A 15,487-nucleotide genomic window follows, 5' to 3' on the forward strand; every position below is an offset into this window, starting at 1 on the left:
CACCCACCCGGGACGCCAGTCCCTTCCAAGCTTAACGAGGCAGATACATGAAGAAGATCAAGGTCGCCAATCCCGTCGCCGATCTCGACGGCGATGAAATGACTCGCATCATTTGGCAGCTCATCAAGGATAAGCTGATCCATCCGTATCTCGACCTTGAGATCGATTATTTCGACCTTTCCGTTGAAAACCGCGACGCCACCAACGATCAGGTGACGATCGACGCCGCCAACGCTATCAAGAAGCATGGCGTCGGCATCAAGTGCGCAACGATCACGCCTGATGAGGCACGCGTCAAGGAATTCAACCTCAAGCAGATGTGGAAGAGCCCGAACGGCACGATCCGCAACATCCTCGGCGGCGTTATCTTCCGCGAGCCGATCATCTGCAAGAACGTCCCGCGTCTCGTTCCGGGCTGGACACAGCCGATCGTTGTCGGCCGTCATGCCTTCGGCGACCAATACCGCGCGACCGACTTCAAATTCCCGGGCAAGGGCAAGCTGACGATCAAGTTCGTCGGCGAAGACGGCCAGGTCATCGAAAAAGAAGTCTTCGACGCACCAGGCGCCGGCGTGGCAATGGCGATGTACAACCTCGACGAGTCGATCCGCGAATTCGCCCGCGCCTCGATGATGTATGGCCTGATGCGCAAGTGGCCGGTCTACCTGTCGACCAAGAACACCATCCTCAAGGCCTATGACGGCCGTTTCAAGGACATCTTCGAGGAAGTCTACGAGACCGAGTTCAAAGATCAGTTCAAGGAAGCCGGCATCACCTACGAGCACCGCCTGATCGACGACATGGTCGCTTCCGCGCTCAAGTGGTCCGGTGGCTACGTCTGGGCCTGCAAGAACTATGACGGCGACGTCCAGTCGGACACGGTTGCCCAGGGCTTCGGCTCGCTCGGTCTGATGACCTCCGTCCTGCTTACGCCGGATGGCAAGACGGTTGAAGCCGAAGCCGCACACGGCACGGTTACCCGCCACTACCGCCAGCACCAGAAGGGCCAGGAGACCTCGACGAACTCGATCGCATCGATCTTCGCCTGGACCCGTGGCCTCGCGCACCGCGCCAAGCTCGATGACAACGCCGAACTCGCAAAGTTCGCCGCCACGCTCGAAAAGGTCTGCGTCGACACCGTCGAGGCCGGCTTCATGACCAAGGATCTGGCGTTGCTCATCGGCCCCGATCAGCCTTGGCTCTCCACCACCGCCTTCCTCGACAAGATCGATCAGAACCTGCAGAAGGCCATGGCATAAGCCAGAACCAATATCAGAATGGACGGCGGGGATTTCCCCGCCGTTTTCGTTTCAGCGACAAGTAAGGGGAACAAAAGGATGACCACTACGATCCGTCCGCTGCAGCCATCCGACCGAGGCGCCTGGGAGCCGCTTTGGGCCGGCTATCAACGCTTCTATGAGGTCGTCATCCCGCCGGAGACAACGGAGCTGACCTGGGCGCGCTTTCACGATCCGACCGAGGACATGCACGCGCTTGGCGGCTTCGACGATAGCGGCCGCCTTGTTGGTATCGTCCATGCGATTTTCCACCGTTCGACCTGGCTGCCGAAATGGACCTGCTATCTCCAGGACCTCTATGTCGACGACACCCAGCGCGGTCTCGGTGCTGGCGCTGCCCTCATTGACGCCGTCGCTGACCTCGCTCGCGAGAATGGAGCTGGTCGACTTTACTGGATGACGCACGAAACAAACGCCACCGCGCGAAGACTCTACGACAGGATCGCCGAGCGATCCGGCTTCATCCAATATCGCAAGGCGCTTTAGATAGTTATCCACTTTGCGCACGACGGTTCTGTCCTATTTCCCTCATGGCGAGCCTTGATCCGCTGCGTTCAGATGGGGGAACACCGAAGGAAGCGAGGAGGAGTACATGAGAGACGAACTGGTATTTTATACGAACCCTATGTCGCGCGGTCGTATCGCCCGCTGGATGCTGGAAGAGACAGGCGTGCCGTACAAAACAGAGATCATGACCTTCGGCGGAACTATCAAGTCGCCGGAATACCTCGCCGTCAACCCGATGGGCAAAGTTCCTGCAATCCGCCACGGCAAGACGGTGGTGACGGAATGCGCCGCCATCTGCGCCTACCTGGCCGATACCTTTCAGGAGGCCGGCCTTGCTCCAAAACCGGACGAGCGTGGCAGCTATTATCGCTGGATGTTCTTCACCGCAGGCCCTCTCGAAGCGGCAGTAACCAACAAGGCCTTGGGCTTCGAAACGCCACCCGACAAGGCACGCATGGCCGGATATGGCAGCTACGCGGATGTGATAAACACGTTGGAGCGCGCTGTAGGCGCCTCGCCCTATGTCACCGGTGACCGCTTCACGGCGGCCGACGTCTATGTCGGCTCGCATATCGGCTGGGGCATGGGCTTCGGCACCATCGAGAAGCGCCAGGCCTTCGCAGACTATCTCGGCCGCGTCACCGATCGCCCGGCTTACAAGCGCGCCGTCGCAATCGATGACGAGGCCATGAAGGCCGCACAATAGCAACCTGATGCTAGACCAGCGGCATGTGAATGTCGGTCAGGAGTTCGGTCGGCGGTACATCACGTGGGTTGTTGAGATATTCCTCAAACATAACTCTGTCGCGAAGTTTCCTGCCCGAAGCGGGCAACCATTCCGCATAGAGCCAATGGTAGGCCTTGTACATGTCGGCGTAAGGTCCCTTGTGACGCAGCACAGCATATTCCCCTCCGTCGAGTGTACGAGTTTCGAACGGCGCCGCCACCGCAAGCTCGCCTTCAACGGTCACGCATGCGACCGAGCGGAGCTTTTCGGCAGGCACAATGTCGGGATCATCAAGATAGACACCGATCATGCGCATCGTGGGCTTGGCAAGCCCACGCGCACAGAGCGTGCCAAACAAGGTCTCGAACGCCTTGCCGATCTGCATGTACGAGCCGATATGCGGCACGCCAAGCAATTGAATTGGCTCGATCTTCCGTAGGGTAACGTCAAACATGGTTGCGGTCTTTCCGTTAGGTGAGGGTTCGAAGGCTTTGTGGCTTCCCTCTTTCCGGTATTGTGCTGGCGGCATGCCATAGACCGATTTGAAAATGCGGTTGAAGGACTGGAGGTTGGGATAGCCAGATCGCCTTGCTATCTCCCGGACAGAAAGATCCGTGGCAACGATGTCGCCGGCGGCACGATGCAGCCTTAATCGCTTGACCGTCGCCGCGAGTGTCTCGCCATGAACCGCGCGATAGATCCTGTGCCAGTGGTAGCTCGACATGCAGGCGATGCCGGCAAGTTTGTCCATGTCGAGCTCCTCGTCGAGATGATCATGGATATAGGCCGATACCCGTCTGAGACGGTTTTCATAGAGCGCCCATGCCGTTTCGTCATTCATGTCAGAACCTCGCGCAAATCGATCGGCGGCAGAAAAGCATACCGCGGTTTGACAAATCCTGCGGACTTGCGCCGCCAGCGAATCCTGATAGACCGGAATTCCGGCTCGAACCCAAGAGGATTTCAAAATGCCGGACTTTTCAACAATCATACTCTTTGCCGTCGCCGCCCTGGTGCTGACCGCGACGCCCGGCCCAGACATGCTGCTGATCGCCTCCCGCAGCATAAGCCAGGGACGCGCAGCCGGATTTCTGACTTATGCGGGCATCGCGCTCGGCACCTATTGCCATGCCCTCGCCGCAGCTCTCGGGCTTTCCCAGCTCCTTCTGACCGTGCCCGTCGCCTACGATGTCGTTCGCTGGGCGGGGTGCTGTTATCTTCTCTATCTCGCATACAAGACGATTCGGTCGGAGCGGACAGCTTTTGCTCCAGCCTCGACGCTCACGAGGCTCTCGGGAAAGCGGATATTCCTTGCAGGACTAGCGACCAATCTCCTGAACCCCAAGATGGCGCTCTTCGTCGTGGCGTTGTTTCCGCAGTTCGTCCGCCCCGGTGGCAGCTCCATGGTCGTACAGCTGCTTGTGCTAGCGAGTGTTTTGAATGGCATCGGCTTCATCGTGAACGGCGCCGTCATCATTCTGGGAAGCAAGATACGCATACGTCTGAGCACTGCGACCCGTTTCCCCAAGCTGCCGCAATATTTGCTGGCAAGCGTGTTCACTGGCCTTGCGTGCCGTCTCGCCGTGCAAACGAGAAGCTGAAACCAGTCAGTAGCACGCGCACAAATACAAACCGGCTGCGAAATACGTCATTTCGCAGCCGGCTCAGATTTTCAGATTATTACCAGTTATGGCGCCTCAACCAGCCAGCGCCGCAGCAACCACTGCGATCGCCTCATCCGCCTTCGATCCATCCGGACCGCCGGCCTGCGCCATATCAGGACGGCCGCCGCCGCCCTTGCCACCGAGCGCAGCAGAAGCGATGCGCACCAGATCGACGGCGCTGAAGCGTCCGACGAGATCTTCGGTGACAGCAACGACAGCACTCGCCTTGCCGTCCTCGGCGACGCCGATCAGCGCGACAACGCCGGAACCGAGGCTTGCCTTACCGTCATCGGCCAGGCCCTTGAGATCCTTGGGATCCACACCAGAGATTGCCTTGCCAAGGAACTTGACGCCGGCAACATCGCGAACCGCATCCGCGGAGCCGCCCTGCCCGCCGCCCATTGCAAGTTTGCGCTTGGCATCGGCCAACTCGCGCTCAAGCTTGCGGCGTTCATCCATCAGCGCCTCAACACGAGTGAGAACATCTGCCGGCTGCACCTTCAACGACGTCGCGAGCGATTTGACGCGCTCGTCCTGTTCCGCCAGGTATTCACGCGCGGATTCGCCGGTGACCGCCTCGATACGGCGCACGCCGGCACCAACCGCGCTTTCGCCGAGAATACGGATCAGCCCGATCTGACCGGTCGCGCCGACATGCGTGCCGCCGCAAAGTTCGATCGAATAGGGCTTTCCGGCCTTCGCGCCGCGCACGCCCTGGCCCATGGCCACAACGCGAACCTCGTCGCCGTATTTTTCGCCGAACAGAGCCATCGCGCCTTCGGCAATCGCGTCATCGACGCTCATCAGGCGGGTCGTGACCGGCGAATTCTGCAACACGATCTCGTTCGCCATGTCCTCGACGACCTTCAACTCGTCAGCCGTCATCGGCTTGGGATGCGAAACGTCGAAGCGCAGGCGCTCGGGGGCGACGAGCGAGCCCTTCTGTGCCACATGCGTGCCCAACACTTCGCGCAGCGCCTCGTGCAGCAGGTGCGTGGCGGAATGGTTTGCGCGCAAGCGCGAGCGGCGCGCATGGTCGACCGTCAACGCGACCGGCTCGCCCGCGTTTACATCACCTTCGACGACAGTGCCGATATGGACGAAGAGGCCCTCGCCCTTCTTCTGGGTGTCGGTGATTTCGATCTTCGCCGTATCGGAGGTAATGACACCCGTATCTCCCATCTGGCCGCCAGACTCGCCGTAGAACGGCGTCTGGTTGACGACGATCTGAACCTTGTCGCCGGCAGAGGCAGAATCAACCGATGCACCATCCTTCACAATGGCCTGAACAACACCTTCGGCGGTCTCGGTGTCGTAGCCGAGGAACTCCGATGCGCCGTGCTTTTCCTTGAGTTCGAACCAGATCGTCTCTGTGGCCTTGTCGCCGGAACCAGCCCAATGCGAACGCGCCTCGGCCTTCTGCCGTTCCATCGCGTCGGTGAAGCCTGATATGTCGACGCCGATCTCGCGGGCGCGAAGGGCATCCTGCGTCAGATCGAGCGGAAACCCGTAGGTGTCGTAAAGCTTGAACGCCGTTTCGCCGTCGAGCATGTCGCCCTTGCCGAGCGTCGTCGTGGCATCCGAGAGTAGCGAAAGACCGCGCTCCAGCGTCTTGCGGAAGCGGGTTTCCTCAAGCTTCAATGTCTCGGAGATCAGCGATTCCGCGCGGACCAGCTCAGGATAGGCGCGACCCATTTCCTGAACGAGCGTCGGCAAAAGCTTCCAGATCAGCGGTTCCTTGGCGCCAAGCAACTCTGCATGCCGCATCGCGCGGCGCATGATGCGGCGAAGCACGTAGCCGCGGCCTTCATTCGAGGGCAACACGCCATCGGCAATCAGGAACGCCGATGAGCGCAGGTGGTCGGCAATAACGCGGTGGCTGGCGCGACGCTCGCCCTCTGCCTTCACACCCGTCACTTCCTCCGAAGCCTCGATCAGGGCGCGGAAGAGGTCGATGTCATAGTTGTCGTGCTTGCCCTGCAGAACAGCAGCGACGCGCTCCAGTCCCATGCCGGTGTCGATCGACGGACGCGGGAGGTCGATTCGCTCTTCCTTGGTGACCTGCTCGTACTGCATGAAGACGAGGTTCCAGATCTCGATGAAGCGGTCGCCATCTTCTTCAGGCGAGCCGGGAGGGCCACCCCAGATGTGATCGCCGTGATCATAGAAGATTTCCGAACACGGGCCGCACGGGCCAGTATCGCCCATCGCCCAGAAATTGTCGCTGGTCGGAATGCGGATAATCTTCTCGTCCGGCAAACCTGCGATCTTCTTCCAGAGATTAAAGGCCTCGTCGTCCGTGTGATAGACGGTGACCAGCAGCCGCTTGGCATCGAGTGCAAATTCCTTGGTGATCAGGTTCCAGGCAAGCTCGATTGCCCGCTCCTTGAAGTAGTCGCCGAAGGAGAAGTTGCCGAGCATCTCGAAGAAGGTGTGATGGCGCGCAGTGTAGCCGACGTTATCAAGGTCGTTATGCTTGCCGCCGGCGCGGACGCACTTCTGCGCCGTCGAGGCCGTCTTGTATGGACGCTGCTCCAGGCCGGTGAAAACATTCTTGAACTGGACCATGCCGGCATTGGTGAACATCAGGGTCGGATCGTTGCGCGGCACCAGCGGGCTCGACGAAACGATTTCGTGGCCGTTCTTCTTGAAATAGTCGAGGAAGGTCGACCGGATATCATTCACACCGCTCATGCTATGCCCTTCAATGCTGCCGGAAGGCAGGTCAAAACTTAAATCCAGTGGCTTTTATCGTTCGCCTTAACCACTGTCCAGCAGACAAACAAAACCGGCCGCATTCTGATCAAAGAATGCGGCCGGTTTTGAACTGTTGGAAACCGATACGATTAGCCGTCGACGGCCTCGTCCCCGTCATTCGCATCAGGGCCGCCGTTCTGCAGGAAGCGGTCCGCAATCAGACCGGCATTCTGACGAAGCGCCGTCTCAATCTCACGCAGGAGATCCGGATTGTCGCGCAGGAAGAGCTTCGCATTCTCGCGGCCCTGACCGAGGCGCTGGCTGTTATAGGAGAACCAGGCGCCCGACTTCTCGACGATACCAGCCTTGACGCCTAGGTCGACCAGTTCGCCGGTCTTCGAAACGCCTTCACCATACATGATGTCGAATTCGACCTGCTTGAAGGGAGGCGCCATCTTGTTCTTGACGACCTTGACGCGGGTCTGGTTGCCGATGACCTCTTCTCGCTCTTTGACCGCGCCGATGCGTCGAATGTCAAGGCGAACGGACGCATAGAACTTCAGCGCATTACCGCCGGTCGTCGTTTCCGGCGAACCGAACATGACACCGATCTTCATGCGGATCTGGTTGATGAAGATGACCATGGTGTTCGACTTCGAGATGGAAGCCGTCAGCTTGCGCAGTGCCTGGCTCATCAGACGCGCCTGAAGACCCGGCAGATTGTCGCCCATCTCGCCTTCGATTTCGGCACGCGGCGTCAACGCGGCGACGGAGTCGACAACGAGAACGTCGACCGCACCGGAACGGACCAGCGTGTCGGTGATCTCAAGCGCCTGTTCGCCCGTATCCGGCTGTGAAATCAGCAGATTCTGCAGGTCGACACCAAGTTTGCGGGCATAGACCGGATCAAGCGCATGTTCCGCGTCCACGAAAGCGCAGATGCCCCCCTTCTTCTGCGATTCGGCAATGGTCTGTAGCGCGAGCGTCGTCTTACCCGAGCTTTCAGGTCCGTAGATCTCGATGATACGCCCTTTCGGAAGACCGCCGATCCCGAGCGCTATATCCAGCCCGAGGGAACCCGTCGACACCGTTTCGATCTCGACAACGTTCTCGTTCGAGCCGAGCTTCATGATTGAGCCCTTGCCGAACGACCGCTCGATCTGTGAGAGTGCCGCTTCAAGTGCCTTGCTTTTGTCCACCGATTTGTCCTCTACAAGCCGCAATGTATTCTGTGACATTCGATCCACCTTTAGGTTATTGAAGCCGCTCAAGCAATGTCGCCGCCGATGTCGATTTTGTACCGCATTTGTTCTCATTGCGCAAGCGACGCTCAAATAATTGAAACAAAAAGGTAAAACTGCCTGTGTTCTACATTTGTTTTAGTCATAGAAAGCAACAGCTTAGAGATAGGGATCTGCTCTCCGGTCGACCAGTGGCGGCAGGACGATTCGTATCTTTCGGCCATGCGGGATGATGAAATGAAGCGGAAGATTCTTGTCCTCGGCGGAGCCCATATCGACAGGCGCGGACGCATTTCAGGAGACACCGTGGCTGGCGCCAGCAATCCAGGTTCATGGTTCGAGGAGCCGGGCGGCGGCGGCTTCAATGCCGCGCGCAATCTTGCCCGGTTGGGCTTCGACGTGACGATGATTTCGCCCCGCGGCGGTGATCCGATCGGCGAGATGGTCAGCGAGGCTGCCGACTTCGCCGGCGTTGATGATCGCCCCTTTGTTTTCCTCGATCGCAAGACGCCGAGCTATACCGCAATCATCGAGAACGACGGAAACTTGGTGATTGCGCTTGCCGACATGGATCTCTACCGCATGTTCGTGCCGAGGCGCCTCTCGATCCGTGCCGTCCGCGATGCCTTTGCCGCGACTGATTTCATCCTCATCGACGCCAATCTGCCAGCAGAGACGCTGGCATCGATCGTCGAGCGTGCGAAAGTGCTTGGCAAGCCGGTGGGCGCAATCGCAATCTCGCCGGCGAAGGCCGTCAAGCTCAAGCCGTGCATCGAAGGGATCGACTATCTTTTCCTCAACGAGGCCGAGGCTGCCGCATTGACCGGCGAACGCCCCAACGATCCAGCACACTGGCCGTCACTGCTGGGTGACATCGGCTTGCGCGGTGGCGTCGTCACGCGCGGACAACGCGAGCTGATCGCCTTCGCGGATCGCCACGCGATAGCGCTGCAGCCCGCAAATCTGGAAGGCGTCGCGGATGTCACCGGTGCGGGAGACTCGCTTGCAGCCGGCGTAATCTCAGGATTGATGCGCGGGATTTCCTTGGCCGATGCCATCAGGGAAGGTGCTGCGGCCGCGGCACTTACCGTACAATCGCCGCATGCCGTCAATGAAAACCTTTCCCCGGATCTGATCAGGGAGACACTTTCCCTTGTTCCACCGGCGAGAATTTTGCATTGAAGGCCGTACCGATGAAATGGAAGAGACAATGACGAAACCGTTCTCCCCCCTCCTGCCGATCGCCTATTCCAAAGAAGTCGCAAGCGCCAAGCAGCGCGGCGCGCCGATCGTGGCGCTTGAATCGACCATCATCACGCATGGCATGCCCTACCCCGGCAACATCGAGATGGCCCGCAGCGTCGAGGCGCTCATTCGTGAGCAGGGCGCCGTGCCAGCCACTATCGCGGTCATTCACGGAACGCTGCATATCGGCCTCGAATCCGATCAGCTGGAGCAACTGGCGCAGGCCAAGGACGTCCTTAAAGTCTCGCGCGCCGATCTCGCCTTCGCGATCGCCGAGCGCCGTCACGGTGCGACGACCGTGGCAGCGACGATGATCGCCGCCGAGCGTGCCGGCATCAAGGTCTTCGCCACCGGAGGCATCGGCGGTGTTCACCGCGGCGCTGAGGAAAGCTTCGATATTTCCGCTGACCTCGAGGAACTCGGCCGCACCGGCGTCATCGTCGTCTGCGCCGGCGCCAAGGCTATCCTCGACATTCCGAAAACCCTGGAGGTGCTGGAAACCGCGGGTGTGCCTGTCGTCACCTATGAAAGCGAGGAATTCCCCGCCTTCTGGTCCCGTGCCTCGGGGTTGCGCAGTCCGCTGACGCTGAACAGCCCGGCCGCCATCGCCAACTTCCAGACGGTGCGCGAGCAGCTCGGCATTGACGGCGGCATGCTGATTGCCAACCCCGTGCCGGAGGCGGACGAGATCCCCCGGGAGGAAATGGAGATCTACATCGAGCGCGCGCTCGATAGCGCCGAGCGCGATGAAATCAGCGGCAAGGAAGTGACGCCTTACCTGCTCAGCACGATCTTTGACTTGACCGACGGCCAGAGCTTGAAGACCAACATTGCGCTCGTAGAAAACAACGCGCGACTGGCGGCAGAAATTGCCGTCGCGCTGGCTGGCTGATCGTTTAGAAAGGGGCGCTGCGGCGCCCCTTAACTGTCCAGCGTCTCTTTGACGACAACGGCAAGCTGCTTCAGGGAGAACGGTTTCGGCAAGAATCCAAACTTGGAATCCGGCGGCAGGTTGCGGGCAAACGCGTCTTCGGCATATCCCGAAACGAAGATGAACTTCAGGTTCGGATAGTTCTTGCGCAACTCGCGCAGCAGCGACGGACCATCCATCTCCGGCATCACGACATCTGAAACGACAATGTCGACCTTGCCTTCGAGCTCCTCCATGATATCGAGCGCCTCTACGCCAGACCCGGCCTCATAAACCGTATAACCGCGTGTTTCGAGCATGCGCTTGCCCCCACGGCGCACTGCTTCCTCATCCTCCACCAGCAGAATAACCGCCGAACCCGTTAGGTCCTCGGGTTGCTCGACCGGTGCCGGCGCCTGTTCCGCAAGCGCACCGATAGCCGGCGTGACTGCATCACCTTCGGCGGCAACGGCTGGCTCGACAATGTGGCGCGGCAGGAAGACGCGGAATGTCGTGCCTTTGCCAACTTCCGACTCCGGCTGAATGTAGCCGCCTGATTGCTTGACGATACCATAGACCATCGCGAGACCAAGCCCCGTTCCCTTGCCCACCTCTTTTGTCGTGAAGAAGGGCTCGAAGATCTTGTCCATGATCTCGGGTGCAATGCCGGTCCCGTTGTCCGAAACCTCGACGAGGACCATGTCCTCATGCGGCATGTAGGAATAGTTGAATGCCGCGACCTCTTCCGCCGTCACATTCTTCGTACGAAGCGTGAGCTTGCCGCCCTGCGGCATGGCATCTCGGGCGTTGACGCAAAGGTTGATCAGCACCTGTTCGAACTGTGACAGGTCGGTCTTCACCGGCCAGAGATCGCGGCCGTACTCGACATCAAGCTTCACATTGGTACCGGAAAGCAGGCGGTCGACCAGCATCCTGAGGTCGCCGACCACATCAGTCAGATTGAGCACCGTCGGTCGCATCGTCTGCTTGCGCGAGAAGGCCAGCAGTTGCCGAACAAGCACGGCGGCACGATTGGCGTTGCGCTTGATTTCCATCAGGTCGGCAAAGCCCGGGTCGGCGGGTCGCGCCTGTAGCAGCAGATGATCGGAGGAGAGCAGGATGGCCGTCAGAACGTTGTTGAAGTCGTGTGCAATGCCACCGGCCAGCGTGCCGACCGCGTTCATCTTCTGCGTCTGCGCCATCTGCGCCTCAAGCGCCTTCTGCTCGGTCACCTCGACGGCATAGACGATCGCGGCCTCTTCCGGCGCCTCGTCGCTCTGGTCGATCACCGCGTTGACGTAGAAGCGGAAATGGCGGGCTTCATCCGTTGGCGTACGAGAGTCGATCGGCGGGATATCGCCCTGCCGATCCTTCGCCGCCGCAAGCGCCTGCTGCAGCTTCGACTTATCGCTGTCATGGACAATGACTTCGAGCAAGGCGCCATTCTCGACGTCATTCCGGGAAACAATCCCGGAAAACAGTTTCAGGAACGGGGCATTGGTTCGCAGGATACGGCCTTCGCCATCGACCGAGGCGATCGCCATCGGCGTGTTGTTGAAGAAACGAGTAAAGCGCATCGCGGCCGCCGTCCCCGACTGATCGTTCTCGCCGCTTTTCTGCCGCGTCAGAACAATCGACCGGCTTTCCCCCGGAGCACCATCGCGCATCGACGTCACGCTGTGGACGATCTGGGCCGGCAGACTCTGGCCGTTCATCTTCTTCAGGTCGAGATCGAGCGTTACCGTCTTTTTCAGGCCCGGATCAGCCTGCACCGATTGGATGAGCGCAAGTCCCTCGCCTGCGACGAAATCGCCGATCGTAACAGAGCCTGGAACGAACTTGGTGAGATCGATGCCAAGCCATTCTGCCAGCGTTGCATTGAGATAGAATATCTCTCCTTTGCGACCGGCCGAAAAGAACCCGGCTGGCGCATGGTCAAGATAGTCGATCGCATTTTGCAGTTCCTTGAAGAACCGCTCCTGATCGTCACGCTCGGATGTGATGTCGCTGATCTGCCAGATGTGGAGTGGCTTGCGCCCGATCTCCTCGCTCTGCAGAGTCCGCGCTTTCAGGCGGTACCAATGCGCTCCTGCACCGTTCGTCGAGGGGCCCAGCGACCGCAACAGGCGGAACTCCTCACTGCCCTCCCGCCCTTCGCGAAGCCCGTTGGAAAGACGATAAAGCGCCTCGTTCGATTCCCGATGACGCGACAGCAGCGCTTCGAGCGTCTGAACTTCTGTCGATTTGCGGGCGCCCGTCAGCTCGCCATAGGCAGCGTTCGCATAGACGATGCGCCCTTTGTCATCGGTAATTAGCGACCCATCGGGGTGGCTGTTCAGAAATGCCCGCGCGAGGCTATCGGACTGCCGCTGCGGCATGACCTCGATAAAGCCGATCACCGACGACACGAGGAAGAAGATCCCGACCATGGCAAGCACGCCGAGAACGCCAAGCACCATTTCGTTGTCGAGAGAACTTTTGAAAACAACGAATGCAGCGGCTGCACCGATCAGCACAAGTGCAAGCAGGATGATCCGCAAGGCCGTTCCCGTGCGGCCCCCGCGGTCCAAGAGCGGTTCGCTATAATCGTCGGCCTGACGCGGTCTCGTCATCTATTCCCTCGCATGGCCTGCCAGGCTTCACTCGCTATGGGGAGACAAAGCAGGAATCAGGCGCCATTTCCTTCTTATCAATTTGCGGTCCCCGCAAAAACACTGGTCTCTGTGAAGACTGATTGAATTCACAACGAAGAGCGCCAATTTCGCCATTAAAATGCGTTGTTAAGAAAGCATGTTCGAATTCCACTTCGGGTTGGCGTGACTGGACAAGGCCATCGGGACTTGTCTACGAAGTGGTAAAGTCGCCATGTGGTTCAAAACCGCGAAGGGAGTAAGCCAAGATGTTCGATGATCTCATGGGAGCCTATGGGAGCCGCTTCCTTCTCGCCGCCGGCGGCGTCGGCATAGCTCTATTGCTGCTGATTGTCGTGCTCTGGTTCATGCGAAACCGGGCGCCTTCGCCCTTCGTGCGGGGTGGCCGCAACCGTCAGCCACGGCTGCAGGTCCTCGATGCGGCGGCCGTCGATGCGCGCAGACGCCTCGTCCTCGTCCGCCGCGACGATGTCGAACATCTGATTATGATCGGCGGACCGACCGATATCGTCATCGAGAGCAGGATTGGCGAGGCCGCCGACAAGCTCGTATCGCTCGAGACAGCTCAATCGGCCGCTGCGCCCGCGCCGGTTGCTACTCCCATGATGACACCACAGCTCGAGGCCCCGCCCGAGCAGCCGGCGCCTGTTCGCATCACGCAGGCCGAACCCCAGGGTACGCCACCGATCCGCAGCCATACGCCAGCCGAAGCTTACGTGCCCGAACGCGCGCCAATCGAAGCCCGCCCGGAACCGGTTATCGTCGCCACGCCGCCCTCGCCTCCCCCCGTCATCGGCGAACGTGAGCGTGCCCCGCGTCCGGCACCATCATTCGAGCCACGCCTGGAACCGCGTCCGGCGCCGGCCCCTATCGAGGCCTCCGCTGCCGCAGACATTCTCGATTCGGCCCGCGAGCGTGTGCTTTCGCAACAGCGCATCGAGCCGCAAGTCACCCCTCCGTCGGTCCGGAGCGCGCCCGCGCCCGTGCAGCCCTCATCGGCATTCGTCGAGGTTGGCACGCTAGCGCCGGCTGCACAGCCGAGCGACTTCCAGCGCATCCTCGAGGAAGAAATGACGAGTACACTTGCCGCCGAGCGCATCGTGCCGACGCCACAGGTGCCCGCTGCAAGACCCGCTCCGGCGCCCGGTAACCTGCCGCGCCGTGATCCTGACATGGCGCCGCTCACCGGTGCTGATGCCGCCCTTCAAAACGAGGTCGCACGCATCTTCGGCGAGATGAGCGTCAACCGCGACAAGTAAGCGGGTCGATCCCAAAAACAAAAAGGGCACCGTGTTTCCGCGGTGCCCTTTTATCTTTTATGTCGGGACTATTCGTCCCGGTAAACCTTTTCCCGGCGCTCGTGCCGCTCTTGAGCCTCGATGGAGAGCGTCGCGATCGGTCGAGCGTCAAGCCGCTTGAGACCGATTGGTTCGCCGGTCTCCTCGCAATAGCCGTAGGTGCCGTCTTCGATACGTTGCAGTGCTGCGTCGATCTTGGAAATCAGCTTTCTCTGGCGGTCGCGGGCACGCAGTTCGATAGCCCGGTCGGTTTCGGACGATGCCCTATCGGCAAGGTCCGGGTGGTTTGCGCTTTCCTCGGCCAAGTGGTCGAGGGTTTCGCGCGCCTCTCTGAGAATGTCGTTCTTCCAGGCGACCAGCTTGGCTCTAAAGTAAGCCCGCTGATTGCCATTCATGAACTCTTCCTCTTCCGAGGGTACGTAGTTGCTAAGATCGATCTTCTCACTCAACGCGATTCTCCTGAAGAACATCTCATCTGGCGGGTGTATATCGCGAGCACTACGGTTGATTCAAGCCAAATACGCTAGGTAAACAGTTTTTTAAATCTGTCATATTTTTAAGCTAACAGGCTATTTTCTCACCCTTATTCCGCCGGATGCATATTCCTCTCCCGGTAACCCTGCACTTTCCCAAGCCGGATTTAGGCGCGACACCTGCGGCCGCGGTTGACGCACGGGCCGCTCACCCGCTACTGAAAAAGTCCCTTCGACGTGGATTTTCCTATGGCCGCAATCACGCCTCCGCCTTCCCGGATTTATCTGCTGCGGCACGCCGAAGCCGCTTGGGCCGCACCTGGACAACGTGATTTCGACCGCCCGCTCAGCGACAAAGGCTATGCCGAGGCCGAACTCGTCGCCGACAGGGCCGCGGACAAGGGGTATCGGCCGGATCTCGTACTGAGTTCGACAGCGGCGCGTTGCCGGGACACGGCCGATGCCGTACATCGGGCAATGGGCTCCACACTCGACCTTCGTTTCGTCGACGAGCTTTATAATGCCTCGCAGGACATCTATCTCGAGATCATCGATGCCCAGCAGGCGATCGAATCAGTGATGCTGGTGGGCCACAACCCGACGATGGAGCAAACGCTAGAAGCGTTGATCGGCCACGAGGCACTCTGTCAGGCATTGCCGACCGGCTTTCCGACGGCCGGTCTTGTGGTTCTGGACTATGACGGTGTGTCGGCAGGCTGGCGTCTCGTCGATTTCGTGATCGACTAAGCTCTTTTCGCGGAACGTCTTTTCGCGTC

At 59.8% G+C, this 15,487-nt stretch carries 13 protein-coding genes; 8 read left to right on the forward strand and 5 right to left on the reverse strand.

Annotation, left to right across the window (positions count from 1 at the left end; all coding sequences use genetic code 11):
- Positions 1-47: 47 nt before the first annotated feature.
- From NBG89_RS08035 to NBG89_RS08045, 3 genes are all read left to right on the forward strand, one after another.
- Positions 48-1,259 carry an NADP-dependent isocitrate dehydrogenase gene (locus tag NBG89_RS08035; RefSeq protein WP_431322371.1) on the forward strand — a complete coding sequence of 404 codons (1,212 nt, stop codon included), beginning with the start codon at positions 48-50 and terminating at the stop codon, positions 1,257-1,259.
- A 78-nt stretch (positions 1,260-1,337) separates the two neighbouring features.
- Complete coding sequence (locus tag NBG89_RS08040) at positions 1,338-1,784, forward strand: N-acetyltransferase family protein (protein ID WP_431322372.1); 447 nt, start codon at positions 1,338-1,340, stop codon at positions 1,782-1,784.
- Positions 1,785-1,890: 106 nt separating this feature from the next.
- On the forward strand, positions 1,891-2,511 hold the full coding sequence (locus NBG89_RS08045) for a glutathione S-transferase family protein (protein WP_431322373.1): 621 nt from the start codon (positions 1,891-1,893) through the stop codon (positions 2,509-2,511).
- 10 nt (positions 2,512-2,521) lie between these two features.
- Here NBG89_RS08045 and NBG89_RS08050 read toward each other — a convergent pair whose 3' ends face one another.
- The gene (locus tag NBG89_RS08050; protein ID WP_431322374.1) at positions 2,522-3,373 is read right to left on the reverse strand and encodes an AraC family transcriptional regulator; all 852 of its coding nucleotides are present in this window, start codon (positions 3,371-3,373) and stop codon (positions 2,522-2,524) included.
- 127 nt (positions 3,374-3,500) lie between these two features.
- On the opposite strand from NBG89_RS08050, the gene NBG89_RS08055 reads away from it, so the two are divergent.
- Positions 3,501-4,133, forward strand: coding sequence for a LysE family translocator (locus tag NBG89_RS08055; RefSeq protein ID WP_431322375.1), 633 nt, complete (start codon positions 3,501-3,503; stop codon positions 4,131-4,133).
- A 96-nt stretch (positions 4,134-4,229) separates the two neighbouring features.
- Here NBG89_RS08055 and alaS read toward each other — a convergent pair whose 3' ends face one another.
- Positions 4,230-6,890, reverse strand: coding sequence for an alanine--tRNA ligase (alaS, locus tag NBG89_RS08060; protein ID WP_431322376.1), 2,661 nt, complete (start codon positions 6,888-6,890; stop codon positions 4,230-4,232).
- A 152-nt stretch (positions 6,891-7,042) separates the two neighbouring features.
- Positions 7,043-8,131 carry a recombinase RecA gene (recA, locus tag NBG89_RS08065; RefSeq protein WP_088694268.1) on the reverse strand — a complete coding sequence of 363 codons (1,089 nt, stop codon included), beginning with the start codon at positions 8,129-8,131 and terminating at the stop codon, positions 7,043-7,045.
- A 240-nt stretch (positions 8,132-8,371) separates the two neighbouring features.
- Here recA and NBG89_RS08070 point away from each other — a divergent pair, with 240 nt between their 5' ends.
- Together NBG89_RS08070 and NBG89_RS08075 are read left to right on the forward strand one after the other, a co-directional pair.
- On the forward strand, positions 8,372-9,316 hold the full coding sequence (locus tag NBG89_RS08070) for a carbohydrate kinase family protein (protein ID WP_431322377.1): 945 nt from the start codon (positions 8,372-8,374) through the stop codon (positions 9,314-9,316).
- A 28-nt stretch (positions 9,317-9,344) separates the two neighbouring features.
- Positions 9,345-10,271: a pseudouridine-5'-phosphate glycosidase gene (locus NBG89_RS08075; protein ID WP_088694270.1), complete on the forward strand. Its 927-nt coding sequence runs from the start codon at positions 9,345-9,347 to the stop codon at positions 10,269-10,271.
- Between the two features lie 29 nt (positions 10,272-10,300).
- Here the strand turns inward: NBG89_RS08075 and cckA are convergent, their stop codons facing one another.
- The gene (cckA, locus tag NBG89_RS08080; protein WP_431322378.1) at positions 10,301-12,901 is read right to left on the reverse strand and encodes a cell cycle histidine kinase CckA; all 2,601 of its coding nucleotides are present in this window, start codon (positions 12,899-12,901) and stop codon (positions 10,301-10,303) included.
- A 287-nt stretch (positions 12,902-13,188) separates the two neighbouring features.
- Between cckA and NBG89_RS08085 the strand changes: the two genes are divergently transcribed.
- Complete coding sequence (locus tag NBG89_RS08085) at positions 13,189-14,199, forward strand: flagellar biosynthetic protein FliO (protein ID WP_431322379.1); 1,011 nt, start codon at positions 13,189-13,191, stop codon at positions 14,197-14,199.
- Between the two features lie 68 nt (positions 14,200-14,267).
- Here the strand turns inward: NBG89_RS08085 and dksA are convergent, their stop codons facing one another.
- Positions 14,268-14,687, reverse strand: coding sequence for an RNA polymerase-binding protein DksA (gene dksA / locus NBG89_RS08090; protein ID WP_007532954.1), 420 nt, complete (start codon positions 14,685-14,687; stop codon positions 14,268-14,270).
- Positions 14,688-14,960: 273 nt separating this feature from the next.
- Here dksA and NBG89_RS08095 point away from each other — a divergent pair, with 273 nt between their 5' ends.
- Complete coding sequence (locus tag NBG89_RS08095; protein ID WP_431322380.1) at positions 14,961-15,458, forward strand: SixA phosphatase family protein; 498 nt, start codon at positions 14,961-14,963, stop codon at positions 15,456-15,458.
- The last annotated feature ends 29 nt before the right edge of the window (positions 15,459-15,487 follow it).

This window comes from Rhizobium sp. YTU87027 (assembly GCF_050644135.1).
Taxonomy (GTDB): Bacteria; Pseudomonadota; Alphaproteobacteria; order Rhizobiales; family Rhizobiaceae; genus Rhizobium.

Bases quoted from the DNA above. Each gene is read 5' to 3' on its own strand.
- NBG89_RS08035 (WP_431322371.1), top strand. From the start codon at position 48: ATGAAGAAGATCAAGGTCGCCAATCCCGTCGCCGATCTCGACGGCGAT.
- NBG89_RS08040 (WP_431322372.1), top strand. From the start codon at position 1,338: ATGACCACTACGATCCGTCCGCTGCAGCCATCCGACCGAGGCGCCTGG.
- NBG89_RS08045 (WP_431322373.1), top strand. From the start codon at position 1,891: ATGAGAGACGAACTGGTATTTTATACGAACCCTATGTCGCGCGGTCGT.
- NBG89_RS08050 (WP_431322374.1), bottom strand. From the start codon at position 3,373: ATGAATGACGAAACGGCATGGGCGCTCTATGAAAACCGTCTCAGACGG.
- NBG89_RS08055 (WP_431322375.1), top strand. From the start codon at position 3,501: ATGCCGGACTTTTCAACAATCATACTCTTTGCCGTCGCCGCCCTGGTG.
- alaS (WP_431322376.1), bottom strand. From the start codon at position 6,890: ATGAGCGGTGTGAATGATATCCGGTCGACCTTCCTCGACTATTTCAAG.
- recA (WP_088694268.1), bottom strand. From the start codon at position 8,131: ATGTCACAGAATACATTGCGGCTTGTAGAGGACAAATCGGTGGACAAA.
- NBG89_RS08070 (WP_431322377.1), top strand. From the start codon at position 8,372: ATGAAGCGGAAGATTCTTGTCCTCGGCGGAGCCCATATCGACAGGCGC.
- NBG89_RS08075 (WP_088694270.1), top strand. From the start codon at position 9,345: ATGACGAAACCGTTCTCCCCCCTCCTGCCGATCGCCTATTCCAAAGAA.
- cckA (WP_431322378.1), bottom strand. From the start codon at position 12,901: ATGACGAGACCGCGTCAGGCCGACGATTATAGCGAACCGCTCTTGGAC.
- NBG89_RS08085 (WP_431322379.1), top strand. From the start codon at position 13,189: ATGTTCGATGATCTCATGGGAGCCTATGGGAGCCGCTTCCTTCTCGCC.
- NBG89_RS08095 (WP_431322380.1), top strand. From the start codon at position 14,961: ATGGCCGCAATCACGCCTCCGCCTTCCCGGATTTATCTGCTGCGGCAC.